Annotated in this window: 23 protein-coding genes and 1 tRNA gene; 14 read left to right on the forward strand and 10 right to left on the reverse strand. The window is 59.1% G+C overall.

The genetic code is table 11. From position 1 onward, the window contains the following. Positions 1-102: 102 nt before the first annotated feature. A complete protein-coding gene (locus tag AC13EY_RS13255) occupies positions 103-885 on the reverse strand; it encodes an SDR family oxidoreductase (protein ID WP_088275669.1) in 783 nt (260 codons plus the stop codon). A gap of 142 nt (positions 886-1,027) precedes the next feature. On the opposite strand from AC13EY_RS13255, the gene AC13EY_RS13260 reads away from it, so the two are divergent. After that, the gene (locus AC13EY_RS13260; RefSeq protein ID WP_269687843.1) at positions 1,028-1,465 is read left to right on the forward strand and encodes a hypothetical protein; all 438 of its coding nucleotides are present in this window, start codon (positions 1,028-1,030) and stop codon (positions 1,463-1,465) included. Here AC13EY_RS13260 and dinB read toward each other — a convergent pair. The 4 genes from dinB to AC13EY_RS13280 form a co-directional block, all read right to left on the reverse strand. Then, a complete protein-coding gene (dinB, locus tag AC13EY_RS13265; protein WP_335598779.1) occupies positions 1,462-2,514 on the reverse strand; it encodes a DNA polymerase IV in 1,053 nt (350 codons plus the stop codon). The genes AC13EY_RS13260 and dinB overlap by 4 nt on opposite strands. Before the next feature lie 43 nt (positions 2,515-2,557). After that, positions 2,558-3,739: a GGDEF domain-containing protein gene (locus tag AC13EY_RS13270; RefSeq protein ID WP_482877344.1), complete on the reverse strand. Its 1,182-nt coding sequence runs from the start codon at positions 3,737-3,739 to the stop codon at positions 2,558-2,560. 128 nt (positions 3,740-3,867) lie between these two features. After that, on the reverse strand, positions 3,868-4,521 hold the full coding sequence (locus AC13EY_RS13275; RefSeq protein ID WP_088275676.1) for a response regulator transcription factor: 654 nt from the start codon (positions 4,519-4,521) through the stop codon (positions 3,868-3,870). An 8-nt stretch (positions 4,522-4,529) separates the two neighbouring features. Next, positions 4,530-5,966, reverse strand: coding sequence for a sensor histidine kinase (locus AC13EY_RS13280; RefSeq protein ID WP_442908865.1), 1,437 nt, complete (start codon positions 5,964-5,966; stop codon positions 4,530-4,532). A gap of 178 nt (positions 5,967-6,144) precedes the next feature. Here AC13EY_RS13280 and AC13EY_RS13285 point away from each other — a divergent pair, with 178 nt between their 5' ends. The 6 genes from AC13EY_RS13285 to AC13EY_RS13310 all read left to right on the forward strand — a co-directional run bounded on the left by AC13EY_RS13285 (position 6,145) and on the right by AC13EY_RS13310 (position 12,911). After that, positions 6,145-7,764, forward strand: coding sequence for an acyl-CoA synthetase (locus AC13EY_RS13285; protein WP_269687847.1), 1,620 nt, complete (start codon positions 6,145-6,147; stop codon positions 7,762-7,764). 154 nt (positions 7,765-7,918) lie between these two features. Continuing rightward, positions 7,919-9,295, forward strand: a complete 1,377-nt coding sequence (locus AC13EY_RS13290) for a solute carrier family 23 protein (protein WP_285676730.1) — start codon at positions 7,919-7,921, stop codon at positions 9,293-9,295. Positions 9,296-9,321: 26 nt separating this feature from the next. After that, positions 9,322-10,560 (forward strand): OprD family porin, encoded by a 1,239-nt coding sequence (locus AC13EY_RS13295; RefSeq protein ID WP_285676731.1) that lies wholly within the window; start codon positions 9,322-9,324, stop codon positions 10,558-10,560. A gap of 68 nt (positions 10,561-10,628) precedes the next feature. Next, positions 10,629-11,498, forward strand: coding sequence for an MBL fold metallo-hydrolase (locus AC13EY_RS13300; RefSeq protein ID WP_228245881.1), 870 nt, complete (start codon positions 10,629-10,631; stop codon positions 11,496-11,498). Between the two features lie 77 nt (positions 11,499-11,575). Further along, a tRNA-Met gene (locus AC13EY_RS13305) sits at positions 11,576-11,652 on the forward strand. 200 nt (positions 11,653-11,852) lie between these two features. Further along, positions 11,853-12,911 carry an enoyl-CoA hydratase/isomerase family protein gene (locus AC13EY_RS13310; RefSeq protein ID WP_269687850.1) on the forward strand — a complete coding sequence of 353 codons (1,059 nt, stop codon included), beginning with the start codon at positions 11,853-11,855 and terminating at the stop codon, positions 12,909-12,911. On the opposite strand, the gene AC13EY_RS13315 is transcribed toward AC13EY_RS13310, so the two are convergent. From AC13EY_RS13315 to msbA, 5 genes are all read right to left on the reverse strand, one after another. Continuing rightward, positions 12,902-16,006, reverse strand: a complete 3,105-nt coding sequence (locus tag AC13EY_RS13315) for an error-prone DNA polymerase (protein WP_482877491.1) — start codon at positions 16,004-16,006, stop codon at positions 12,902-12,904. The two genes, AC13EY_RS13310 and AC13EY_RS13315, sit on opposite strands and share 10 nt — an antisense overlap. Then, positions 15,982-17,391, reverse strand: coding sequence for a Y-family DNA polymerase (locus tag AC13EY_RS13320; RefSeq protein ID WP_482877347.1), 1,410 nt, complete (start codon positions 17,389-17,391; stop codon positions 15,982-15,984). The genes AC13EY_RS13315 and AC13EY_RS13320 overlap by 25 nt, the downstream gene beginning before the upstream one ends. A gap of 7 nt (positions 17,392-17,398) precedes the next feature. Then, positions 17,399-18,010, reverse strand: coding sequence for a translesion DNA synthesis-associated protein ImuA (gene imuA / locus AC13EY_RS13325; protein ID WP_088275682.1), 612 nt, complete (start codon positions 18,008-18,010; stop codon positions 17,399-17,401). A 278-nt stretch (positions 18,011-18,288) separates the two neighbouring features. Continuing rightward, complete coding sequence (gene hldE / locus AC13EY_RS13330; protein ID WP_482877349.1) at positions 18,289-19,719, reverse strand: bifunctional D-glycero-beta-D-manno-heptose-7-phosphate kinase/D-glycero-beta-D-manno-heptose 1-phosphate adenylyltransferase HldE; 1,431 nt, start codon at positions 19,717-19,719, stop codon at positions 18,289-18,291. A gap of 48 nt (positions 19,720-19,767) precedes the next feature. Next, positions 19,768-21,555, reverse strand: a complete 1,788-nt coding sequence (gene msbA, locus AC13EY_RS13335; protein WP_482877351.1) for a lipid A export permease/ATP-binding protein MsbA — start codon at positions 21,553-21,555, stop codon at positions 19,768-19,770. A gap of 110 nt (positions 21,556-21,665) precedes the next feature. On the opposite strand from msbA, the gene AC13EY_RS13340 reads away from it, so the two are divergent. The 7 genes from AC13EY_RS13340 (at position 21,666) to AC13EY_RS13370 (ending at position 26,944) form a co-directional block, all read left to right on the forward strand. Continuing rightward, positions 21,666-22,256 carry a lipopolysaccharide kinase InaA family protein gene (locus AC13EY_RS13340; protein WP_233049149.1) on the forward strand — a complete coding sequence of 197 codons (591 nt, stop codon included), beginning with the start codon at positions 21,666-21,668 and terminating at the stop codon, positions 22,254-22,256. A gap of 85 nt (positions 22,257-22,341) precedes the next feature. After that, a complete protein-coding gene (locus tag AC13EY_RS13345) occupies positions 22,342-23,007 on the forward strand; it encodes an acyltransferase (protein ID WP_482877353.1) in 666 nt (221 codons plus the stop codon). Between the two features lie 44 nt (positions 23,008-23,051). Beyond that, the gene (gene rfbB, locus AC13EY_RS13350) at positions 23,052-24,119 is read left to right on the forward strand and encodes a dTDP-glucose 4,6-dehydratase (RefSeq protein ID WP_482877355.1); all 1,068 of its coding nucleotides are present in this window, start codon (positions 23,052-23,054) and stop codon (positions 24,117-24,119) included. Continuing rightward, positions 24,116-24,988 (forward strand): glucose-1-phosphate thymidylyltransferase RfbA, encoded by an 873-nt coding sequence (rfbA, locus tag AC13EY_RS13355; protein WP_482877356.1) that lies wholly within the window; start codon positions 24,116-24,118, stop codon positions 24,986-24,988. Before rfbB ends, rfbA begins: the two co-directional genes overlap by 4 nt. Then, the gene (locus AC13EY_RS13360; RefSeq protein WP_482877358.1) at positions 24,985-25,377 is read left to right on the forward strand and encodes a sugar 3,4-ketoisomerase; all 393 of its coding nucleotides are present in this window, start codon (positions 24,985-24,987) and stop codon (positions 25,375-25,377) included. Before rfbA ends, AC13EY_RS13360 begins: the two co-directional genes overlap by 4 nt. Then, positions 25,374-25,838: an acyltransferase gene (locus AC13EY_RS13365; protein ID WP_482877360.1), complete on the forward strand. Its 465-nt coding sequence runs from the start codon at positions 25,374-25,376 to the stop codon at positions 25,836-25,838. The genes AC13EY_RS13360 and AC13EY_RS13365 overlap by 4 nt, the downstream gene beginning before the upstream one ends. After that, positions 25,835-26,944 carry a DegT/DnrJ/EryC1/StrS family aminotransferase gene (locus tag AC13EY_RS13370; protein WP_482877362.1) on the forward strand — a complete coding sequence of 370 codons (1,110 nt, stop codon included), beginning with the start codon at positions 25,835-25,837 and terminating at the stop codon, positions 26,942-26,944. Before AC13EY_RS13365 ends, AC13EY_RS13370 begins: the two co-directional genes overlap by 4 nt. The last annotated feature ends 17 nt before the right edge of the window (positions 26,945-26,961 follow it).

The following is a 26,961-nucleotide window of genomic DNA, read 5'->3' on the forward strand; positions in this document are numbered from 1 at the left end:
CGCGCGGACGCAGCATGCTGCGTCCCTACGCAAGGTCGTGGTGCCTACCCGTTCGTAGGGACGCGACATGTCGCGTCCGCACCGGTCAGCGAATACGCCTGTTCAGACGACCGAATTGCCGCCGTCGACAGCCAGTGCCTGACCGGTCACGTGACGGGACATTTCAGTCGCAAAGAACACCGCAGCGCCCTTGATGTCCTCATCACCACCGATGCGACCCAGTGGCGTGCCTTCCTTGATCATCTCGCTGACCTTGTCCAGGCCTTTTGCCAGCTTGGTCGGGAAGTAGCCCGGGCAGATCGCGTTGACGTTGATGTTGTAACGACCCCACTCGCCAGCCAGTGCGCGAGTCAGGTTGATTGCCGCGGCCTTGGAGGTGTTGTAGGCAGACGTGAACACGCCGGAGTTGGCACGATTGCCCTTGAAGCCGGCGATGGAGGCGATGTTGATGATCTTGCCGGACTTGCGCGGGATCATAAAACGGCGCGCCACTTCCTGAGCCACCAGGAAGCAGACGTCCACGTTCAGAGTCATGACTTTCTGCCAGCCTTCGTAGCTGTGTTCTTCTGCCGGCTGCCCCCAGGTAGTGCCCGCATTGTTGACCAGCACGTCAACGGTGCCGAAGGCCGCTTCACAGGCGTCTACCAGGGTCTTGACCGGGTTGCTGTCCAGTTTGCCCAGATCACAGGCGATACCGGCGGCTTCGACGCCCTGGCTTTTCAGTTCAGCGACGACGGCTTCAATCTCGGCAGCATTACGCGCACTGATGAACACCTTGGCACCCAGTTCGCCGAACGCTTCTGCCATCTGCAGACCCAGACCTTTGGTACCACCGGTGATCAGGGCGACCTTGCCGCTCAGATCGAACATTTGCTTGACGCTCATGTGAACTCCTCGTTGTGAATACGTAAAAGACCGCGCCATGATAATCACTGCCCCGTCCCGGACCGACCATCAGTGATGCGGGTGATATGCCGCTACACTCCGGTGTTATCATGCGCGCCCCACCGACCAGCGAGCCCCTACCATGGCAGAACACGATTTTCGCCGCACGGCACTGAATCCGTCACACACCCTGATTGAATGTCGCACCCTGAGCGCCGGGCTGTTTCAGGTCACCGGTCAGGGCGGCGGCGTGCAGCCCGGCGACCAGCTGATCTGCACGATCAAGGGTAGTCGCGATCTGCCCATGCGCCTGGTGGTCGACAAGATTCGCTATCTGATCAACCCGCCGGGCCAGTGGACCGCGTCGGCGCGCGGGCCGGACCTGCGCGGCCAAAGTGTACTGGGCTGGTCGATTACCTGTGATGAGTGCGGCCGCGAGCAACCGTTCGAGTTTCTTGTTGCCGACCGGGACGATCTGAACGCCCGCACCGCCAAGGCGGTCACGCGTATCAGTGAGCTTGGCTGGCAGCCGCGCGGCGACAACCACCTGTGCCCCAAGTGCGCCAGAGAGGCGCGCTAGAACAGCTTGAGCTGTTCTCCCAGCTGGGCTTGACTGCTGTCCAGCCGCACGCCCACGCCGATCAGCCGCACCGCGCAGTTGCCACGGGCAAACGCCTGAGCACACAGTTCAGCGTAGCCGGCCGGGGTAATCGGTGCCCCGGCCTGCTCCAATGTGGTCTGGGTGAAGTCGTGAAACTTGAGTTTGATGAACGGCTTGCTGACCCGGTAACTGCCCTCCAGCCGGCCGATGCGCTCGGCCAGCTTGTCCAGCAGCGGCGGCAAGGCCGCCAGGCAGGCGTCCAGATCGGGCAGATCGTGCTCATAGGTATTCTCGACACTGACCGACTGACGGCGGCTTTCGACCACCACCGGGCGCTCGTCAATTCCGCGCGCAAGCTCCCACAGGCGCTCGCCGAAACTGCCGAACTCGCGGGCCAGATCCTGCTTGCGCCACGGCAGCAGTTCACTGCACACATCAACGCCAAGGCGCTGCAGCCGCTCGGCAGTCTTGCGGCCGACGCCATGCAGACGTGACACCGGCAGGTCGCGCAGAAAGTCCTCGACTTGATCCGGCAGGATCACCTTCAGCCCGTCCGGCTTGTTCCAGTCACTGGCGATTTTGGCAAGAAACTTGTTTGGCGCTACCCCGGCCGACACCGTGATGCCTTGCGTGTCACGCACCCGCTGACGGATTTCCTTGGCGATCAGGGTCGCGCTACCGCGGCAGGCCGGGCTGTCGGAGACATCCAGGTAGGCTTCGTCCAGTGACAGGGGCTGAATCAGCGGCGTGTAATCGGCAAAGATGGCCTGAATGGCCTGGGATACCTCACGGTAGACCGACATCCGGCCCGGTACGATCAGCAGTTCCGGACACAGCTTCTTGGCGTAGGCCGAGGCCATCGCCGACCGCACCCCATAGGCACGCGCCTCGTAGTTGCAGGTGGCGATGACGCCACGCTTGCCCGGATCGCCGCCGACCGCCAGCGGCCGACCGCGCAGGCGCGGGTCGTCGCGCATTTCTATCGCAGCGTAGAAGCAATCACAGTCGATATGGAGAATCTTGCGCACGGACCACCGACACAGCGGGTAGACAGGACGCCAGTGTAACCGATCAGGCGGTCATAACCCGATTACGCCCTGCGCCCTTGCCTTCATACAATGCCCGGTCGGCTCGCCGAACGATGGATTCCAGATCGCTGTCGTCCTGCCGTACCGTTGTGACACCAAAGGTCGCGCTGACCGGCAACAGTTGTCCCCGTACCGGTACCGGCGTTTCGGCCAGCTCCTCGCGCAGCCTATTCAGCACCGCAACCGCCTGTTCAAGTCCGGTGTCGGGCAGGATAAGAACAAACTCCTCCCCGCCAAATCGACCGACCACATCAGAGTGCCGCAGAGAGCAACACAAATGCTGTGCCACATGCCTGAGCACCGCGTCGCCGGCATCATGACCATGCTGATCATTGATCCGTTTGAAGTGATCGAGGTCCATCACACACAGGGTCATCTCCTGCCCCAGTCGATTACAGCGTTGCCGCTCGCGCTGGAACAGCATTTCGTACTGGCGCCGATTGAACAGACCGGTCAACGGATCGGTTGTAGCCTGACGCTTCAGCTCCGCCTCCAGAGCCTCGCGCCGCTTGATTTCATCCTGCAGATCCCGGTTGCTGCTGATCACCTGCATCAGCAGGGCATACTGCTGCCGCTGAGCGAGCTGCCAGCGCAAGGCAGTAAAAAAGCCAACGGCAATCGGCAGCACCAGAATGAAACCCAGACCAATCACCTTTTCGGCGCCCATTCCACGCGCAGCAACGCAAGCCATCAGACCAATGCTGAGAAAGGCGGACGCCAGCAGCGACAGATACACACGATTGGGGATGAACATGAACAGCGCCAGCAATGAAATCGCAACTACCGCGATCACCCAGCTGACCATATCGTGACGCAGGAAGTAGAGCATGAAGAACAGCACACTGCCGAAAATCTCGACGGCAGTTACGGCATAGCCATCGCTGACCAGTGACGGCTTGCGTCGCACCTGCCAGTAGAGCAGCAAGAGCACCGCGGCCGTTGCCAGGCGCCAGCCAAACAGCACCTGAAAATCGTAGCCGTGCCCCAGAACCGGATAATCCAGCAGTCCGAAAAGCACGACCAGAGCGGCCCAAACAAGCAATGCACGCCGCAGGGAGCGGGACGCGTCTGCTTCACTGTGCTTGCGAAAAGCCTGTTCGGTCGCCGCGTCAACAAATTCGCCGCGCCAGTTGCTCAAGCGGTAATTGGTCGTAACAGTATGCACCCGTGAGATCCTTCTTATTATTCTGCCCGCCGCAAAAGCACGACCAGTTCATCTCAACCAGTGATGTCATTATGACGCCATTTTTCTAACTGTCACGTTCCTTGATAGCTAAACCCTATCCCTGGGCATCATGACACCCGCAAATCCCGAAGTGGCTGCAGAGTAAAGGGATCGATTACTCCCAACCCCACCAGCATTCCAACCAGCGCCGGCAGGCTGTCGGCCTGCATGCGCTTCATCACCCGCGAACGGTACAGATCAACCGTTTTTACGCTGACACCCAGTTGCTCGGCAATCTCGCGGTTACTGAAACCCTGCACCAACGGTAGCACTATATCCCGCTCCCGCGGGGTCAGGCGCGCCAATCGGTGTTGCACTTCCTGAGCACAGGACGCGGGGTGGACTGGCCCCTGGTTTAGCGCCCGCTGAACACTGTCCAGCAGCAACTGCTCGTTGTAGGGCTTCTCGATAAAGTCGACAGCACCACCGCGGAAGGCACGCACCACAATCGGCACATCGGCATGGGCGCTGACAAATATCACCGGCAGCCCTATCCCTCGCTCGCGCATGGCGTCCTGAACGGCCAGCCCACCCATTCCGGGCATACGCACATCAAGCAGGACACAGGCCGCTGCGGCGGGATCGCAGGCATCAAGAAACGTCTGACCATTGGTAAATGGCAGCGCCTTGAGCCCCATCGATTCAAACAGCCAGACGGTGGAGTCCAGCATGCCCTGATCGTCGTCTACGACATAAACCAGTTGTTGTGTGTGTTCCGGCATTGCAGCCCCTAAGTGGAAACGGCCGGTAGCAGGCATCGCAGGCACAGGCCACCGGTATCGGCGGGCAGCGCGTCGAGGCTGCCGCCAAAGCCCTCTACAATACCCTGACTCATCGACAGCCCCAAGCCCAGACCATCAACCTTGCTGGTATAGAACGGAACAAACAGCTGCTCACGGGCCTCGGCACTGACACCAGCGCCCTGATCAATCACCTCGATACACACCTGCCCGTCCCGCTCCTCAATATTCAGCTGCACCTGTGAGCCGTGCTGCGGATGTTGCTCGCGGTTGGCATCAATCGCATTGCGCAACAGGTTCAGCAACACCTGCTGCAGGAGGATCGGGTCGACCCTCAGCAGGGGCAGACCAGGCGCGGCTTTCTCAACGATCTGCACCTGGTGCTGCGACGCCTCCCAGGCGCAAAGCCCCACCGCTTCATGCGCCAGCACCGCAGCGTCCACCTGCTGCAACCGGCGCGAGCCCTTGCGCAGAAAACCGCGCAAGCGGCGAATGACCGCCGCCGCATGCTCGGCCTGCTCACTGATGCGTGCCAGCCCATGCTCAACGCGTTCAGCTTCTGGCTCGTCACTGCCAAGCTGACTCAGATAGCGCTGACTGGCTCCGGCATAGTTGAGGATGGCGGCGAGCGGCTGGTTCAGTTCATGGGCGATGCCGGAGGCCAGCTCACCCAGCGTTGCCAGTCGCGCTGCATGGGCCAGTTCATCCTGCAGCCGGCGGTTGTGCTCCTCGCTCTGCAGGCGCTCGGTGATGTCGCGAGACACGCTGATGACTTCCACAACTTCACCGGTGTAGGTCTCGCGAATCGCGCGGCTGGCTGTTTCAAACCAGCGGTATTCCCCACTGGCATGACGAATACGGTAGCTGTAGGTCAGGTAACCATCCTGCTCGAGCGCACTGCGAAAACGCGTTATCAGCGCTTCGCGCTCCTGCGGATGAAACAGGCTATCGAGGCGCTCGCCCCGCAACTGCTCAGGCCAAACGCCGAGCATGTTCCAGGACGCCGGGGATGCATCGATAAACCGGCCATCAGGGCGGTGGCGCGAGATCAGATCAGTGGTGTTCTCGATGATCAGGTGATACAGCCGCCGGGCAACCGTCGCCTCCTGCTGATGCTGCAGCCAGCGTGTCGCATCACGCCCGCGCACCCAAACCTGTGCGGTCTGCGCCAGCGGGATATAGCTCCAGAGCAGATGGCGATTACCGCAGCGGGTATGCACATCCTCTATCGCCCGCTGCTGCCGGGCAGCTGCCATCACCAGCTCGGCATGATTGTGCGGCAGCCAGGCAGACAGCTCCGCGTTATCGGCCTGCAGCTGCAGCAGGGCGGTATTGCGAAACATCGGCTCGCCCGCCGCGTTGACCAGCATCATGGGCAGCGGGTCAGACTGCAGCAGCTCGTGCAATGTGGGAAGCAGATCAGCCATGCATCACCATATAGTAGATTAACCATAATACCTTGGTGGATATTCCATAATTCCGTAAAAAGCTATATAAAACGCCCTGATGAGAATACGCCGGCTACGCCCAGGCCGGCCAGATGAATATTCCGAGGTGCCCTGCTCTGCCCATGGCACCATCGATAACTACAAGAAGGTTTTCGTCATGACGATCTATCAGGAAGGTCTGGCTCCCGCTGCCGTCAACCATATGGCTCTCTCACCGCTGTCGTTCATTGAACGAACCGCTGCGGTCTACCCGAACTACCCGGCCGTCATCCACGGCAGTCTGCGCCGTAACTGGCAGGAAACCTATCAGCGTTGCCGCCGTCTGGCGTCTGCGCTGTACGGTCGGGGTATTCGCCAGGGCGATACCGTTGCCGCCATGTTGCCGAATATTCCGGCCATGCTGGAAGCCCACTTTGGTGTACCCATGATCGGCGCGGTGCTCAACACCCTCAACGTACGTCTGGACGCCGAAGCCATCGCCTTCATGCTTGAGCATGGCGAAGCCCGTGTACTGATTACCGACCGCGAGTTCCACACGGTCATTCGTCAGGCTCTGGAACTGATCAAACGGCCGATTCTGGTGATCGATGTGGATGACCCGGAGTACGGCGAAGGTGAAGCCCTGAGCGATCTCGATTACGAAGCCTTCCTCGCCGAGGGTGATCCCGAGTTCGAATGGCACTGGCCCGAGGACGAATGGCAGGCCATTACCCTGAACTACACCTCCGGCACCACCGGCAACCCGAAAGGTGTTGTGTACCATCACCGCGGCGCCTACCTGAACGCCCTGGGCAACCAGGTAACCTGGTGCATCGGCATGCACCCTGTCTATCTGTGGACCCTGCCGATGTTCCACTGCAACGGCTGGTGCTATCCCTGGACTATCACCGCAATGGCCGGCGTGCATGTATTCCTGCGTCGGGTCGATCCGCAAAAGATTCTGCATCTGATCCACGAGCATCAGGTCACCCACCTGTGCGGTGCACCGATTGTCCTAAACGCCCTGGCCAGCATGCCGGATTCGGCCAAGGCGGCCATCAGCCATCCGGTCAAGGCCATGGTTGCCGGTGCAGCGCCGCCAGCCAAGGTCATCGGTGCGGTCGAGAACATGGGTATCCAGATCACCCACACCTACGGCCTGACAGAAGTCTACGGCCCTGTCACTGTCTGCGCCTGGCACAGCGAGTGGGATGAGCTGACGCTGGAAGAACGGGCAGAACTCAAGTCCCACCAGGGCGTGCGCTACACCACACTCGAAGGCGTCATGGTTGCCAACCCGGATACCCTCAAGCCGGTACCGAAGGATGGCAAGACCATCGGTGAAATCTTCATGCGCGGCAACACCGTGATGAAGGGCTACCTGAAAAACCCGGAAGCGACTGCCGAGGCCTTTGCCGGCGGCTGGTTCCACACCGGTGATCTGGCCGTCTGCCACCCCAACGGTTACGTGCAGATCAAGGATCGTTTGAAGGACATTATCATCTCCGGTGGCGAGAACATCTCCACCATCGAAGTTGAAGACACCCTCTACAAGCACCCTGCCGTCATGGAAGCAGCCGTGGTTGCCCGGCCGGACGAGAAGTGGGGCGAAACGCCCTGCGCCTTCATCACCCGACGCCGCGATCACGATGTCAGCCACGAGGACATCATCGCCTTCTGCCGCCAGCACCTGGCCGGCTTCAAGGTGCCCAAGACGGTGATCTTCACCGAGTTGCCGAAAACCTCGACCGGCAAGATCCAGAAGTTCGTGCTGCGTGACTGGGCCAAGGCGCTCTGATCAACAGCACAACCCGGGGTTAAGCGCCTGCCCCCCAGGCCTCCGCGCTCCGTGCGCGTAGGTCTGGGCGGATAACAGGCAAGCCCCGCGAGCAACAAAGCCGTTTCACAAAAACAACAAGCAGCCCGGTTCTACCCGGCTGGCGGAGCTACTCATGCAAATCTTCAAGCGCGCCGATGGCGCTGAACAACCTTTCTGGGCCTGCGGCCCGTTCAAGATTCGACTGCCGTTTGTGCACTACCGGTGGGAAACCGCCGAGATGCTGCAGGCGTTGATCATGTTTGTGGTCAGCCTCGGCATGATTCCCCTGCTGGAAAAATACCTCGGTCTGCCCTACGACGTGGCTCTGGCCTACGTCGTGGTCTGCGGTGTCGGTTTCATGCTGCCGGCCCTGCTTGGTGTGCCCATGGTGCCGGGCTGGATTACCCCGGCCATTCCGGTCGTACTGCTGTTTCTCGGTGACTTCGAGCCGGGCCCACAGGCCATTCAGGCGTTGTTTGCCTTGCAACTGCTGGTCTGCCTGATCTTCTTCGTCCTCGGCATTACCCGTCTGGGCAGCGCCATGGTGCGCATCGTGCCCAACTCGATGAAGGGCGGCATCATCATCGGCGCCGGTATCGCGGCGCTGATGGGTGAGATTTCCGCCGGCGGGCGCCTGGCCAACACCCCGATCTCGCTGACCCTGGGCACCCTGATCTGCCTGTATCTGATGTTTTCTGCATCGTTCAAGGGCCTGACCGACCGCCTGCCGCTGATGCGCAAGATCGTCAACTACGGCATGGTGCCGGGCATGCTGATCGCCATCGTAGTCGGTATTGGCGTTGGCGAATACAAGATGCCCGACGTGCGCTGGGGCATCACCGCACCGGCCTTCGGCGAAATGTGGAACTACCTGCCGTTCACCGTCGGCATCCCCGACGCCAAGGTCTTCATGCTGGCGGTACCGACTGCCGTGATTGCCTACATCATCGCCTTCGGCGACATCATCGTCGGCCAATCGCTGATGCAGCGTGCCGATGAGCTGCGTCCCGACGAAGTGATCGAGAACAACGTCGATCGCGTGCATCTGGTCACCGCCATCCGCAACGCGCTGCACGCCTTCTTTGCACCCTACCCCGGTCTGGCCGGCCCGATCTGGACCGCCGTCGCCGCCACCATGGCCGAGCGCTACAAGTACGGCCGCAAGGCAATGGATTCGATCTACAGCGGCGCAGGCACCTTCTGGATCACAGGCTTTATCGCCCTGTTCATGCTGCCACTGGTGAGCTTCTTCCAGCCAGTGCTGCCGATTGCGCTGTCACTGACGCTGGTGCTGACCGGTTACATCTGCCTGATGGTCGGTTTCGAACAGCTGAGCAACAACGCCGAGCGCGGCGTCGCCGGCACCATGGGTGTGGTACTGGCCGTCTACGGCGCAGGCTGGGGCCTGGCCACCGGCGCGGTGCTGTATCTGCTGATTGAACGCACCCACCTCTTGAGCTTCCGCAGCGCCCATCCGGATCAGAAAACCGACGCCGAAACCACTGACTGACCAATAAAAACAAGAGACATCAAACAATGAAAAAGACCCAAGCCTTTATGCTGACCGCCCTTGCCGCCCTGATGGCGGCTCCGGCCAGCGCTGCCTTTGTTGATGACGCCCAGAGCCGCATCGAGCTGCGCAATTTCTACTTCAACCGCGACTTTCGCCAGAGCGATGCAGCCCAGAGCAAGGCCGATGAATGGGCCCAGGGCGTGCGCGCCTATTGGCAGTCCGGTTACACCGAAGGTCGTCTGGGCTTCGGTCTGGACGCCATCGGCCTGCTGGGCATCAAGCTGGACTCCAGCCCGGATCGCACCGGCACCGGTATTCTCAAGCGCGATACCAGTGAAAACCGCGCGATGGACGAATACAGCGAGCTGGGGCTGACCGCCAAACTCAGGCTGGATGAACACGTTCTGCGCCTCGGCACTCTGATTCCGACCCTGCCGGTCGCCATGCATAACGACAGCCGCCTGCTGCCGCAGAGCTTTCGCGGCGGCTGGCTGCAGGCTCAGGGCAGCGACAGTCTGCAACTGGAGCTGGGCCGCTTCGACGCGATCAACCTGCGTGATTCCTCCGATTACCAGGACATGCGCCCGGTGCAGGGCGGAGCACGCAACGTAATAGTTTCCGGCAAACAGGACAGCGATGCCTTCGACTTTGCCGGCGCCACCTGGGCTATCAGCGACGCGAGCAAGCTCAGCTACCACTACGGCGAGCTGCAGTCGATCTACCGTCAGCACTATCTGGTGTTCAACCACAGCCAGCCGCTCGGCAACGGCACACTGGCGCTGAACCTGCGTCATGCCGACAGCAGCGACGCCGGCCGCAGCAACATCGACAACCGCATGAGCAGCGCCACCCTGTCGTGGCAGGCCGGCATGCACAAGTTCACCGGCAGCTATCAGCAGATGGAGGGCGAAACCGGTTTTGCCTATCTGAACGGGACCGATCCCTTCCTGACCCACCTGGTACAGATCAACGACTTTGCCAACCGCGATGAGCGCAGCTGGCAACTGCGCCACGACTACAGCTTTGCCGATCTCGGCCTGCCCGGCCTCAAGCTGATGAATCGCTATACCCACGGTAGCAATATCGAGCTGGCGAATAGTCGCGGCCGCGAGTGGGAACGCAACAGCGATCTGATGTATACCGTGCAGAGCGGTCCGCTGCAGAACCTCTCGCTGCACTGGCGCAACGCGACCTATCGCAGCACCTTCGGCAGCGACATTGACGAAAACCGCGTGATCATCGGCTACACCTTCAGCCTTTGATCCTTTTCAAAAAAGGCGGCCACTGCGCCGCCTTTTTGCATAAACACCCAACACAGGATTGATCAGCCATGCGCACAATCACGACACTGGAAGGCAACAGTCAACGCCTGGATGGCGGCGCCATGTTCGGCAACGCGCCCAAGGCCCTCTGGTCCCGCTGGGTCGAAACCGATGACCAGAATCGGATCGCGTTGAGCTGCCGGGCCATGCTGGTGCAGGAAGAGGGCCGCAACATTCTGGTCGAAACCGGCATTGGCGCCTTTTTTGCGCCCAACCTGAAATCCCGCTACGGGGTGGTTGAAGACCGCCACGTACTGCTCGACAGCCTGGCCGAGATTGGCCTGACCGACGCCGATATCGACGTGGTGGTACTCACCCACCTGCACTTCGACCATGCCGGCGGCCTGCTCAGCGCCTGGCAGGAAGGTCAGCCGGCGCAGTTGCTGTTCCCCAACGCGACCTTCGTCACCGGCCAGCGCCACTGGCAACGGGCACGTCGCCCGCACCCGCGCGACCAGGCCTCATTCATTCCCGAGTTGCTGAGCCTGCTCGAGAACAGCGGCCGTCTGGAGCTGGTTGAAGACGGCAAGAAATCGAAAGCCCTTGGCCCGGACTGGCGCCTGCGCTTCAGTGACGGCCACACTCCCGGTCTGATGATCCCGATCATCGACATGCCCGACGGTCCGGTCGTATTTCCGGGCGACCTGATCCCCGGCGCCCCCTGGGTGCACCTGCCGATCACCATGGGCTACGACCGCTTTCCGGAAACCCTGATCGAGGAAAAGGAAGCGCTACTCGACAGTCTGATCGCGGTCAACGGCAGGCTGGTTTTCACCCATGATCCGGACGTCGCCATGGCCTATGTCAGCCGCGATGCCGACAACGGACGCTATACCGTCAGCAACCCACAGCCGCGGGTGAAGGGTCTTGCAAACTGATTCGACGAAAATAAAAAATTCTTTTTCGTTCAATCGCTTGACAGCCATTCTTAAAACAGTAGAATAGCGACCTCTGACGCGGGGTGGAGCAGTCTGGTAGCTCGTCGGGCTCATAACCCGAAGGTCGTAGGTTCAAATCCTGCCCCCGCAACCAGGTTCAAAACCGCTGATTGGTTAACGCCGATCAGCGGTTTTTTTATTGCCTGATATTCATGCTTTCAGGCTATGCCTCTCGCGCATTTTTCTCCCCCGACCACTCCCCTATACTGCGACACGCCCTAACGCCGCACGCGCACGCCTGCCTGCCGTGCGACCCGCTTCTGTCGTCCCGAGGACGGCCTGATGGAGATGTTCATGTCGGAGACAGCCACACAACTGGTATTGATCGAACGCCGCGGCCATATCGGCCAGCTCACCCTCAATCGCCCGGCCGGGCTCAATGCGCTCAACCTGGAGATGGTTCGTGTGCTGCACCGCCAGCTGGAGCACTGGGAAAGCGACGCACAGATTGAGGCTGTTGTGCTGCGCGGCACCGGCGAGCGGGCTTTCTGCGCTGGTGGCGACATCCGTTATATGTACGACAACTATCTGGCCGGCCGCCACCACGAGCCGGAAACCTTCTTCACTGAGGAATATGACCTTGATGCCTACATTCATGCCTACCCCAAGCCGATCCTGGCGTTGATGGATGGCTTTGTACTGGGCGGCGGTATGGGACTGGCGCAGGGGGCGAGCATCCGCCTGCTGACCGAACGCTCGCGGCTCGGCATGCCGGAAACCGCGATCGGCTACTTCCCCGATGTAGGCGGCAGTTATTTCCTGTCGCGCCTGCCGGGGCAGATCGGTCTGTATCTGGGTATCACCGGCAATCACGTTGGCAGCAGTGACGCCCTCTTTGCCGGCCTTGGCGATCTGTGCATCGATAGCGCCAGGCTGGGCGAGCTGGAAGCCCTGATCGACAGCTTCAACCCGGCGGACGGCAGCCTGCGTGATCAGGTCGCCGCACTGGCGAACGCCGAGCTGCCCGCGTCCGAGCTGAAGGCGCTGCAACCGGCCATCGATCTGCACTTTGCGCAACCCGACATCGCTGCGATCCGCGCGTCACTGGCCAGCGAGCAGCGCCCCGAGTACCGCGACTGGGCCCAGCGCACTCTCGAGATCATCGACAACCGCTCGCCGCTGGCAATGGCCGTCACCCAGGCCATGCTGCTGCGCGGTCGCACGCTGGCGCTGGCCGACTGCTTTGCCATGGAACTGCACATCGGTCGCCAGTGGTTCGAGAAAGGCAACATCATGGAAGGCGTGCGCGCGCTGATCGTCGACAAGGACAAACAGCCACGCTGGCAGCCGGCGCATATCGACCAGCTTGATGCGGCAATGGTCGAGGCCTTCTTCGACGGTTTTCAGCGGTAATCCCGGCTGCGCACATCGAGCTTGTGCAATAGCCCGGTCTGGTCGTGCAGCTGCCGGGCGATCACATGGCGCACCCCGTCGCGCGCCTCGAACTGCCCGCGCACTTCCAGCAGTCTTGAGCCACGCAGCACCGAGCGCTGGCGCTCGGCCAGATCGCTCCAGACGATCACATTGATCATGCCGAACTCGTCTTCCAGGGTGACAAAGGTCACCCCGGTGGCGGTCTGCGGGCGCTGGCGACCGATAACCAGCCCGGCCACCCGCACCGGCTGATCCGGCGCCAGGGCCAGCAGCTCACGCGAGCTGCGGCAACCCAGCTCACGCAGCTGTTCGCGCAGCAGCCCCAGCGGATGCGGCCCCATGCTGGTGCCGAGACTGGCGTAATCGGCCTCCATATTCTCAACCACCGAAGGCTGCGGAATCAGCGCAGGGCTTTCAACCTGATCGTGCTGCGCCTGCAGCAACGGCAGCTGCGGCTCGACTCCCGCCACCGCCCAGCGCGCACGAAAACGATTGCCCGCCAGCCCGCGCAGCGCGCCAGCATCGGCCAGTTGCGCGCGGCCACGGCTGCTTATACCACCGCGCTGGACCAGATCCGCCACATCGACAAAAGCCCGTTGCGCGCGCGCCTGCAGCAATCGCTCAGCATCGTCACGGTTCAGACCTTTCACCTGCCGCAGCCCAAGGCGAATGGCCGGTTGCGCGCCCTCCCGCTCGACCGCTTCCAGTGAACAGTCCCAATCGCTGCAGCGCACATCCACCGGCCGGATCTCGATCTGGTGACGGCGTGCGTCCTGCAGCAACTGGTCAGGACTGTAAAACCCCATCGGCCAGCTGTTGATCAAGGCGCAGGCAAAGGCCGCCGGCTCGTGGCATTTCAGCCAACTGCTGGCATAGCTCAACAACGCAAAACTGGCGGCATGGGATTCGGGAAAGCCGTAGCTGCCAAACCCCTTGATCTGCTCAAAAATACGCTCGGCAAAGGCTTGACTGTAACCGCGCGCCAGCATGCCTGCGGTCAATCGCTGGCGGTGATGCTCCAGCCCACCATGACGCTTCCAGGCGGCCATCGAGCGACGCAGTTCATCCGCCTCGCCCGGCGTGTAGCCGGCGGCCACAATTGCCAGCGCCATTACCTGCTCCTGAAACAGCGGCACGCCGAGTGTACGTTCGAATACCTGGCGCAATTCCGGTGAGGGATAGTCGACGGCTTCCTCGCCGTTACGGCGGCGCAGAAACGGATGCACCATGTCGCCCTGAATCGGTCCGGGCCGCACAATCGACACCTGAATCACCAGATCATAGAAACAGCGCGGGCGCAGCCGCGGCAGCATCGCCATCTGCGCCCGTGACTCGATCTGAAACACGCCGACGGTATCGCCGCGGCTGATCATCTCGTAGGTCGGCGCGTCATCGGCTGGGATGCTCGCCAGCGTCAGATCGCGGCCACGGTGGCGCCGCAATAGATCAAAGGTACGACGCAGCGCGCTGAGCATCCCCAGCGCCAGTACATCCACCTTGAGCATGCCGACCGCATCCAGGTCATCCTTGTCCCACTGGATTACCGTGCGCTCGGCCATGCTGGCATTCTCGACCGGCACCAGAGTATCGAGCGGCGCGTCCGATATGACAAAACCGCCCGGATGCTGCGACAGGTGCCGCGGAAAGCCGATCAGCTCGCCCGCCAGCGTCAGCACCCGGTGCAGCCAGGGATTGTTCACATCAAACCCGGCCTCGGCCAGCCGCTCGGCGCTGGGCAATTGCTTGCTCCAGCGGCTGCAGCAACGGCCAAGCTGATCGACCTGCTCCTGCGCCAGACCCATTGCCCGCGCTACATCACGTACTGCGCCCGCCGACAGATAACGGGTAACCACAGCGGTCAGTGCCGCCCGCTCACGACCGTAACGGCGGAAGATGTACTGAATGACCTCTTCGCGCCGCTCGTGCTCAAAATCCACATCGATATCCGGCGGCTCATCGCGCTCGCGGGAGATAAAGCGCTCGAACAGCAGATTGCTGCGATCCGGGTCGATCTCGGTAATCCCCAGCGCAAAACACACCGCCGAATTGGCGGCCGAGCCGCGGCCCTGACAGAGAATCTGTTGCTCGCGGGCGAAGGCAACGATGTCCTGCACGGTGAGAAAGTAGCTGTCGTAGGCCTTCTCCGCGATCAGCTCCAATTCATACTCCAGCTGCGAACGCACCTTGTCGCTGACCCCGTTTGGCCAACGCCAGGCCGCACCGCGCCAAGTCAGTTCACGCAACCAGCTGGACGGGGTATGCCCCTCAGGCACCAGCTCGCGCGGATACTGGTAGCGCAGCTCACCCATGTCGAACTGACAGCGTGCGGCAATACGGCGGCTTTCGGCCAGCAGCGCCGGCGGGTAGATCGCGGCCAACGCCGATAAACTGCGCAAGTGGCGCTCACCATTGGCAAACAGCCGACTGCCCGCCTCCATCACCGTACAGTGGTGGCGCAGCGCGGTCAGGGTATCCTGCAGCGCCCGCCGCCCGCGCACATGCATGTGTACGTCACCACTGGCAACACAGGGCAGACCGAGCCGTGCGGCCAGCCCCTGCAGTTGATCCAGCTTGCGCGCATCATCCGGCCCGCGGTGCAGTTCGACTGCCAGCCACAGGCGCCCCGGCAGCAGCGGCTGCAGCTGCCGGCCGTGCTCCTCATCCTGACCGTGGCGCGGCAGCCACAGGCCCAGCAAGCCATCCAGCGCGTCAATCAGGTCCTCAAGCCGCAAACAGTACTGACCCTTTCCGGCACGACGGCGGGCAAGGGTCAGCAGCCGGCACAGGCTCTGGTAGCCGGTCAGGTTCTCGACCAGCAACACCAGCTTGGGCCCGCTTTCAAGCTGAACCTCGCTGCCGACGATCAACTTCATACCGGACTCCTGCGCTGCCTGCCAGGCACGCACTATGCCGGCCAGGCTGGCCTCGTCCGTAATCGCCAGGGCGTCGTAGCCATGCTGCCTGGCGCGGGCAAACAGCTCCTGCGCGCTTGACGCCCCGCGCTGAAAGCTGAAGTTCGACAGGCAGTGCAGCTCGGCATAACCCACACTCATGCGAACCATCCGTGCACCCAGAATGGTCCGGGGCGTCCGGCGGCATGAAAGGCCCAGGCCCGGCGTCCGTCGCGGGTTTCGATCAGGTAGTAGTCACGCCGCACGTCCTCGCCATCCCACCAGCCGGATTCGATCCGCTCCGGCCCGGCCAGCACCCGCGGAAACAGGTCATTGAGCAACTCCGGCTCGGCCAGCAGCCAGCCCGGCCGCGGCCCGGGCGGTCGCGAAGCTGCGTCGCCCCGCTCCTGCGCCAGCCAGCTGCGCTCGGGCCGGTGTTCATCCACCGCTGCCAAAGGCTGCACTACCTTGTCGCCCAGGCGTGAGCGCAGCCGTTCACAGACCTGCAGCCAGCTCTGTGACTGCTGCGGCCGATTACTGAACAGCTCTGCTGCGGCCGGTACAAAGCGCGGCAGATCTTCGGCGAGCAGGGTCAGCGCCTGTACCGGCGCGGCCAGTTCGATACGCTCCAGCCGCCCCCGCGCCAACTCGAACAGCCGCTCGGGGTCACGCTCGGCCCCCAGCAAGCCGACCGGCAGCTCGCTGGCGGGCTGGCGGCGGTGCTCCAGAATCAGTGCAAAGCGCTGAACCCCGCAGTCTCGCCCGGCCAGAAAGGTCGCCAGATCACTGATCAGGCGCCGCAGCGGAAACAGCAGCGAGGTGTTCGACTCAACGTCAAAGTTGAATTCGATGCGCTGACGAAACCGATCCGGCGGCTGATAGCAGCTCAGCGCCAGCGGATGATGCCCCTGCAACTGATCAAGATGCGCCAGCAACTGGGGCTGGAAGCGTTTGGCCAGCCCGTCACGGGGCAATTCCAGCACCTGCTGCAGGCGGCGCAGGCCCATGCGCTGCAGGCTCTCAACCAGCTCGCCCGGCAGGCCGCTGCGCGCCACCGGCAGACGCTGCAGCTCGGCTTGCAGCGCCTGCTCGTCTACCGCCAGCCCGTCTGCCACGTTGGTCAGCACCCGGGCCGCCAACGGGTTGGGCGCCAGCACCAGCCGATGCTGAAAGCCCAGCGCCTGCAGCTCGGCGCGCAGACGCTGCTCAAGTTCAGGCCAGGGACCGAACAAACGCAAACTGGAGGCCACCTCCAGCAACAGGGTGCGGGGGAAATCCAGACTCACATGACCACTGAAGCCGTACGCCCAGCTGGCCAGAAACTGTTGCCAATGCTCGATCTGTGCCGGGTCGTGCTCGACCGTATCAAAGCGCTCCAGCAACATGCGCGCGTGGGTCAGACTTTGTCCTGATCGCAGCCCATGAGCACGGGCCGACTCGTTAACTGCCTGCAAGACCCGCCGCTGTGGCGGCCCGCTGAGCAAAGCCAATGGCGCGTCGGCGTCCTCCCGGCTGCGCAGTACCGCATCCAGAGCCAGCTGGGGAAAGAGAATGCAAAGCCAGCGCATGATGACCTCAGAATGCTACCGGGACTGGCCGTACCGGAGGCACGCCACCGCGGCACTTGAGAACCCGCCACTGCCGAGGCTGGTTATCCAGCAGCAGACGCAGCGCTGCCGGTGAGGGGTTATCGGCAGCACGCCGATGGCGCAACACAAAAGCCAGCGTCTGGCCGCTGTCAGCCGCTACCTGCAGCCGTCGCAACGCCCGGTCATCGGCCTGCTCCGGCCAGCACAGTACGGCACCACAACTACCCGAGCGCAGGCACTGCTCAGCCGCCCAGAGCCGCTCGGCGCCGCTGACCTGCAACAACGAGACCTGCGCCAGCACTACACCCGCCGCCTGCCAGGCCGGGGCAAAGGGAACCGCTGGGGCGCCTACGAGTACGACCCGCTCACCCGCCTGCGTCAGCCGCGCCAGCAGCGGCCACAGCAGTTGCAGTTCGCCACTGCCGGGTGACCCCAGCAAAATCTCGTTCAGCGCAGCCAGTTGCCAGCCACCACCGGGCAATAGCGCATCCAGTTGCGCGTGCCCGGTTGGCTGCTCGGCAAGCGGCTCGCCCTGCTGTCGTCCGCGCCAGACACGGCGCGTTTCCAGCAACCGATCAAGTGCGACCACTGCGCCCATGGAAACCTCAGAAATATACTGTATATGCGTACAGCATATTTATTCGCATGGCGGTGGTCAATTGCAAACACGCAGGCACGACAAACGGCGCTTGAGGCAGCGCAGAAAAGTCAGGGAAGACATTCAGAACAGACACCCTGACAATGGCGTGGAAAGCCACCGCCAGGGCACAAGAGAAGCAGAGCGCAGGGCACCCTGATGAACCCGCTCCGGGTGGAGCAAGGCGAGCACAAACAGCCGCGGAGGCAGAACCCGGCTGCTGTGCTAATCCGGGCTAATCAGCCTTCGCCACGCTCGCGAATCTTTTCAACAATGGCCGTGGTCGAACAGCTTTCAACAAAGTTGAGCACCTTTACCTCACCGCCGTAGGCCTGCACGATCGGCGCACCAACGACCTGATCAACGCTGTAGTCTCCACCCTTGACCAGCACATCCGGCTTGACCTGTTCAAGCAGCCGCTCAGGAGTGTCTTCGCTGAAGCTGATGACCCAATCGACCGCCCCAAGCCCCGCCAAAACAGTCATGCGGCGCTCGACACTGTTGATCGGCCGGCCCGGCCCCTTGAGGCGTGTCACCGAGGCATCATCATTGATCGCCACAATCAGCCGGTCGCCCAGCGCGCGCGCCTCTTCCAGATAGCCAACGTGACCGGCATGGATAATGTCGAAGCAGCCATTGGTAAAGACCACCTTCTCCCCGTGGGCACGGGCATCATCCAATGCCTGCAGCAATTGCTCGACACCCAGTACTCCGCGACCGCTGCCCTGCGCCTGCTGCACGGCACGACGCAGCTCCGGCGCACTGATCGCCGCCGTGCCAAGCTTGCCGACCACAATACCCGCCGCCAGGTTGGCCAGCGCGACGGCCAGGGGCAGATCCTCGCCCGCCGCCAGCGCCGCCGCCAGGGTAGAGATCACGGTATCGCCCGCGCCGGTCACATCAAACACTTCGCGCGCCCGCGCGGGCAGGTGCAATGCACCCTCACCCTTGCGCAGCAGCGTCATGCCCTGTTCGCTGCGGGTGACCAGCAACGCGCCCAGGTCCAGCTCCTCAATCAGCGCCAGGCCCTTGTCGACCAGCTCCTGCTCACTCGCGCAGTGACCGACCACCGCTTCAAACTCGGACAGATTCGGGGTAATCAGGCTGGCGCCACGGTAAATGGAGAAATCACTGCCCTTGGGGTCAGCCAGCACCGGAATACCGCGCTCGCGGGCTGCAGCAATCAGCGCCTGATGATTGACCAGCGCGCCCTTGCCGTAGTCCGACAGGATCATCACCTTGACCTTGTCCAGCAGACCGCGAACCGAGGCCAGCAAGGCATCGGCGTCGGTGTCAAAGCGCTCTTCAAAATCAAGCCGAATCAGTTGCTGGTGGCGGCTCATGACCCGCAGCTTGGTGATGGTCGGCTGCGCCTCGTGTTGCTGAAAATCACAGTAGACGCCTGCAGCATTCAGCCGTTGCTGAAGGCTGTGTGCCGCCTCATCCTTTCCGGTAACGCCCACCAGCCAGGCCGGAGCGCCGAGCGCTGCAATATTCAGCGCGACGTTACCCGCCCCACCAGGGCGATCCTCGATCTGATCGACCTTGACCACCGGCACCGGTGCTTCCGGCGAAATACGATTGGTCGGCCCATGCCAGTAACGATCCAGCATCACGTCCCCCACCACCAGAACCGGCGCGGAATCGAATCGGGGCATGCTCAGTTTCATTGTCTCGGTTACCTGTTTCAGCACCACGCACCCATGCGCATGGTGATATTAATGTTGTACGTCGCTCTCTTCCTCGAACTGCATGCTGTGCAGTCGGGCGTAATAGCCATTGAGCGCCAGCAGCTCCGCGTGCGTGCCGCGCTCAACGATCTGGCCCTGATCCATCACCATGATCACGTCAGCCTTTTCGATGGTGGACAGGCGATGGGCAATAACCAGCGTAGTACGCCCCTGCATTACCCGATCCAGCGCGGCCTGGATATGACGCTCCGACTCGGTGTCCAGCGCTGAGGTCGCCTCATCGAGAATCAGCAAAGGCGCGTCCTTGAGCAGCGCGCGGGCAATCGCCAGACGCTGACGCTGGCCACCCGACAACAGCACCCCGTTCTCGCCAACCAGGGTATCGAAACCTTGCGGCATCAGCTCGATAAACTCCTTGGCATAGGCCGCCTCAGCCGCTGCTATCACATCCTCACGCGGCGCACCCGCCAGATCACCATAGGCAATGTTGTTGGCAACCGTATCGTTAAAGAGGGTCACATTCTGGCTGACCAGCGCGACCTGACGGCGCAGACTGCGCAGCGTCAACTCCTGGATCGGCACGCCATCAAGCAGAATGTCACCTTCGCTATGGTGATAGAACCGCGGAATCAGATTCGCCAGAGTCGACTTGCCGCTGCCCGAGCGGCCAACCAGCGCGACCATTTGGCCGGGTTCGACACTGAAGCTGATATCCTTGAGCACCTGTTTGTCGGTATCGGGGTAACTGAATGACAGGTTACGCACCTCAATGCGGCCCTGTGCGCGGCCAATATCCTGATGCCCCGTATCCACTTCCGGCTCTTCGTCAAGCTGCTCGAACACGCTCTCGGCGGCGGCAATCCCCTTCTGGATATTGGCGCTGACCTCCGATAGCTGACGGATCGGCTTTGGCAGCAGGCCAGCTGCCGTGATGTAGGCCACCAGATCACCGGCCGTTGCATCACCACGCAGAAACAGCACGAGGAACATCACTATGGCCATCGCACTGTAAGTCACCAGTTGCAGTGACGGCGTAAAGACCGCGCCAGTGCGCACCATCTTCAGCCCGCGCTGACGGTTCTCCGTACTGGCCTTGAGAAAGCGGTCAGACTCATAGCGCTCGCCACCGAAACTGCGCACCACCCGGAAGCCGGAGATCGTTTCGGACGTCACGTGGGTCACATCCCCCATCGCGGTCTGAATCTTTTTGCTCTGCTTGCGAAACTTCTTGCTCGCGCTGGTCACCATCAGGCCGATGACCGGCAGAATCGCAATCAGCACCAGCGTCAGCATCCAGTTCATCCACAGCAGATAGAGGAACAGGAAAATCACTGTCATACCTTCGCGAAACACCACCTTGATTGCGTCAGTAGCCGCGCCCGTCACCATGGTGACATTGAAGGTAATTCGCGAAACCAGGTGCCCAGAGTTGTGCTTGTCGAAATAACGGTTTGGCAGGGTCAGAAGATTGTTGAACAGCGCGGTACGCAGGTCGTGCACCACGCCCAGCGACACCTTGGCAATAAAGTAATTACCCAGATACGAGCCAACACCCTGGTAAAACGCGATGGCAATAATAAAGGCCGGAAAGCCCCAGATCAGCGGCACACCAAGAAACATGGCATTAGCACCGCTCTGCAGCCCATCAACAAAATACTTCAGCATCCAGGCCATCGCCGGCTGGGCCGACGCGAAGATCGCGAAGCCGATGATGCTCAGGGCAAAGGCCTTCCAGTAGGGTTTTACGTAGCCGAGCAGGCGCAGATAGATGCGGGCGCTTGAACGGGCAAAGCTTTCTTTGGCAGCGTCAGTCATGTGGCCTTCAATAGGTAAAACGAATGCGCTGCAGTCTACCACAAGCCCCGAGAAGCAAAGCCTCTCTGGCAAAAGTACGATAAACTGCCAATTTTAGCTGGACAAGTGCGATGCAAATACTGACCACCGAGCAGTACACCTTTTGGCGCGAAAAAGCTCAAGTCTTGGAGCAGGATTACTACGGAGAAAAAGTACTCCTGCTAGCCGACGGCACCATGCTGAAGCTTTTTCGTCGCAAGACCTGGCTGTCAAAAACAGCATTTTTCACGCCAGCAAAACGCTTTGCTACCAACGCAAAAGAGCTACAGCGCAGGGACATACCTTGCCCTGTGGTGATCAAGCTGTACAGGATGAAGCGCCCATATCGTTCGGTGGTGCATTATTTTCCTTTAGCAGGAAATACACTTCGCCAGCTACTTCGCGGGGGCTACCAAACAGAGCAAGAAGCACTCTTTAAAAAGTTAGCACAATTCATTACAGCGCTTCACGACCTTGGGGTTTATTTCCGATCATTGCATATGGGCAATATAGTACTGACTCCAAACGGAGATCTGGGCCTCATCGACATTTCAGACATGCGATGTTTCCGAAATCCGCTTTCTAGGCGATTGCGCAATCGAAACTATCATCATCTGCTACGCTATAAAGAAGAGTGGGCCACAGTACCAGAGCACATACAGACGCTATTTCAGCCAACATAAATAATACACCAATATAACACCGCACAAAGATCCAAAACCACCCAAAAATTTAGAAACGCCCAAAAGGCACTAATCAGGCAAAAAAATGCGGATCATAGCAAAAATGAAAAGGGATGGATTCAGAAAAACGCTTGCGCGGAAACTGCTAAAAAAATATAGCAGACTGAGAGTCGCGATATTCAAAGGGATTTTCTCTGACAACAAGCCCACCCTAAATAACACCAAAATAGTCCAACCAACACAATTTGTTGGCGACGGTCGCATATCAGCAGACAGGGTGCGTCTTGGTTACTTTCCATCACCCGGTTTGCTAAACGGCAGCGGCTACATAGAAGCAAGAGACAAAAATTCCGTAGTAGAAATTAATGAATCAACAACGATCAATAATAGTTTCATAATAATTGCAGACAAAAGCTCAATTTACATCGGAAAGCGTTGTCTGATAGGCCCAGATTTTTTTGTCACAGACTCCGACTTCCACGGACTGTCCATTGAGGACCGTAGCAATGGAAACTATGACTGCGCGCCTGTAAAAATAGACGATGATGTATTCATTGGCCATGGAGTTAAGGTGATGAAAGGCGTACACATTGGACAAGGAGCGGTTATCGGAAGCGGTAGCGTTGTCGTAAATGACATAGAGGCCTTCACTATAAACGCGGGCGTTCCCGCAAAAAAACTCCGTGACCTGCCCACAGGACGATATATTAAGGGCAATGACGCGCCGACGAAAATGCATAATAACCCCTAATAACAAACTCAACACTCCACCAACAGGCGATCAGAAAAAGACCCATGAAAATACTTGTCACCGGCGGTGCTGGGTTCATCGGCTCAGCATTAATCCGCCACATAATACAAAATTCCAGCCAAGAAGTAGTAAACGTGGACAGCCTGACGTACGCAGGGAACCTGGACTCGCTTAAAAATATCGAGAAAGACCCACGTTACTCGTTCGAACACGCAGACATCTGCGACGAAGAAAAAATCAAACACATTTTCGAGCAGCATAGACCAGACGCAGTAATGCACCTTGCTGCTGAATCACACGTCGACAGATCAATCGATGGTCCAGGCCAATTCATTCAGACCAATATTATTGGCACCTACACGCTTCTAGATGTATCTAGACAATACTGGTGCACGTTAACACCCGAGGCTCGCCTGAAGTTTCGTTTTCATCATATATCTACCGACGAAGTATATGGCGATCTTGAGCGCCCAGAGGACCTATTCACCGAAACAACCCCATATGCGCCAAGCTCGCCTTACTCGGCATCGAAAGCCAGTTCAGACCATTTGGTACGCGCATGGAGCCGTACCTACGGCCTGCCTATTCTAATCACAAACTGCTCAAACAATTACGGTCCCTACCATTTTCCAGAGAAGCTGATCCCCCACATGATTCTGAGCGCATTAGCCGGCAAGGCTCTGCCCGTTTACGGTGACGGCTCCCAAATCAGAGACTGGCTTTTTGTAGAAGACCATGTAAGAGCTTTATTAACAGTATTAACAACAGGGAAACCTGGAGAAACTTACAACATCGGCGGGCATAATGAAAAACGCAATCTTGAAGTTGTAGAGACGATCTGCAACTTGCTTGACCAACTGGCAGCGACAGAACGCTCATCAGCGCTAGCATCGTACCGAGAACTGATCACCTTCGTTGAAGATCGTCCAGGACATGATAAACGCTACGCGATTGATGCAAGTAAAATAAAAAATGAACTCGGCTGGCAACCCGTAGAAACGTTCGATTCAGGAATACGGAAAACGGTAGAATGGTATCTTAATAATCGATCTTGGTGGCAGCGCGTTATAAGCGGCGACTACCGTCTCACCAGACTCGGAGACTCTAAATGAAAGGTATTATTCTTGCCGGCGGATCCGGCACACGCTTGTATCCCATCACCAAGGGCGTCTCCAAGCAATTGTTGCCCATATACGATAAACCGATGGTCTATTACCCCCTATCGGTGCTCATGCTGGCAGGCATCCGCGACATTCTAATCATCTCTACCCCGGAAGACCTCCCAAGCTTTGAGAAGCTGCTTGGTGATGGGGGCAACTTTGGCATAAACCTCACTTATGCTGCACAGCCGAGCCCCGACGGGTTAGCTCAGGCTTTCATCATTGGTGAACACTTTATCGGCAATGATAGCGTGTGCCTGGTACTTGGCGATAATATTTTCTATGGCCAAGGCTTTTCTCCCAAGCTTAAACAGGCTGCAGCTCGCACATCGGGCGCTACCGTCTTCGGATACCAGGTAAAGGACCCGGAGCGATTCGGCGTCGTTGCATTTGATGAAAACAATAAAGCCATTTCAATCGAAGAAAAGCCGGAAAATCCCAAATCCAACTTTGCTGTAACTGGCCTCTATTTTTACGATAACGACGTAATAGATATCGCAAAGCAGGTAAAGCCATCGCATCGGGGCGAGCTGGAAATAACTAGTGTTAATCAGGCATACCTGGAACGTGGTGATCTGAATGTAGAGCTTCTTGGACGCGGTTTTGCCTGGCTGGATACTGGTACTCACGAGAGTTTGCTGGAGGCAGGCAGCTTTGTACAAACAATAGAGCATCGCCAAGGCCTCAAGGTTGCTTGCCTAGAAGAAATTGCGTTTAACAATGGCTGGCTCACAAAAGAGCAGCTAAAAGAGCAGGGGCAGGCTCTAAGCAAAAATGAGTATGGGCAGTATTTACTAAGACTGGCTGGAGAACGCAAATGAGCATTGTTGAGCACCGTGTTCTAGGTGATCACCGCGGACAACTGATTGCGATTGAAGCGGTCCGCGACATCCCATTTGAGATAAAGCGCATATTTTACATTTATGGGGCTCAGCCTAATACGCCCCGTGGCCAGCACGCACATCACAAGACTCGCCAATATTTGATTGCAGTAAACGGCTCCTGCCATGTCACACTGGATGATGGTGAAAACAAAGCTACCTATATCCTAAATCAGCCAAATTTGGGACTTATGCAGGAGGCAATGATTTGGGGAACAATGCATGACTTCAGTCATGATTGCGTTTTGCTTGTACTTGCGAGCGAGCATTACGATGAAGCCGACTACATTCGTGACTATGATCAGTACGTTAAAGTGGTGGGCGCATGAGTTACATTCACCCATTGGCAGATGTTGCTAGTGCATCAATTGGAGGAGGCACAAGGGTATGGCAATTTGTAGTAGTCCTAAGCGGCGCTAAAATAGGAAAAGACTGCAATATATGCGCTCATACCTTGATCGAAGGGGACGTTATTGTCGGTGACCGTGTTACGTTGAAATCGGGTGTGCAGCTATGGGACGGCACTCGGATCGAGGACGATGTATTCATCGGCCCCAATGCCACGTTCACCAATGATGCTTTTCCTCGCTCCAAGGAATACCCGGAAAAGTTCTCGGGTATCACTATCAAGCGCAATGCAAGTATAGGTGCGAACGCGACGTTACTGCCCGGTATCACCATCGGCGAACATGCCATGGTAGGGGCAGGCGCGGTTGTAACCAAGGACGTTCCCGCAGGCGCTGTTGTTGTGGGTAACCCTGCAAAAGTTATCAGGTACTTGACCAAATGATTCCATTTCTCGACCTTAAGGCAGTAAATGCCCAATACCGCAAAGATCTGATCGACGCTGCCACCCGTGTAATCGACTCGGGCTGGTACATTCAAGGCGCAGAACTCAAAGCATTCGAGTCAGAGTTTTCCACCTATTGCGGAACAAAACACTGCATTGGTGTTGCAAATGGGCTAGATGCCCTAACACTAACCCTCCGGGCGTGGAAAGAGCTTGGCAAGTTAAAGGCAGGTGATGAGGTCATTGTACCTGCTAATACCTATATCGCTAGCATTCTTGCGATCACTGAAAATAGCCTCGTACCCGTTATGGTAGAGCCATGTGAACGCACGTACAACCTTTGTCAAAGCAATATCGCCGAAGCTATTACAGGAAAAACCCGAGCCATTCTGGCTGTTCATCTCTACGGGCAACTAGCGCCTATGCCGCAGATACTGGCCTTAGCCGAATATCATGGCTTACTGGTCTTGGAGGACTCAGCCCAAGCACATGGCGCGCAAATTCAGGGCAGGAAAGCAGGCAGCTGGGGAGATGCGTCCGGCTTCAGCTTTTACCCTGGAAAAAATCTGGGAGCGCTCGGAGACGCAGGCGCAATCACCACAAACGACGACTTGCTAGCCGAAACACTACGAGCGTTAGGAAATTACGGGTCCCATGAAAAGTACCATAACCTGTACCAAGGCATGAACAGCCGCCTTGACGAAATACAGGCGGCAATGCTCAGAGTGAAGCTAAGACATCTGGATACGGAAACCCAACACAGACGCGAGATTGCCAGTTTATATCGAGAGAAGATCACAAATAATCACGTCCGATTACCACAAACAGAAGACGAGCACAGCCATGTCTGGCATCTGTTCATATTACGGAGCGAACACAGGGCCAAACTGCAAGAGCATCTAACAAACTCAGGCGTCCAAACCCTCATACACTATCCTATTCCTCCTCACCGACAGCCCGCGTATAAGGAACTATCGGTGCTTCAGTTGCCTCTTACTCAACAGATTCACGATGAAGTAATCAGCATACCAATCAGCCCTACGATGACCATTGCTGAGGCCAATAGAGTCTGCGAAATAGTTAATGCCTTCGAGCCAAGCATCTGATAGTGGTAGGCTGCAGG

The sequence above is a fragment of the Halopseudomonas sp. L-58 genome (assembly GCF_056859475.1).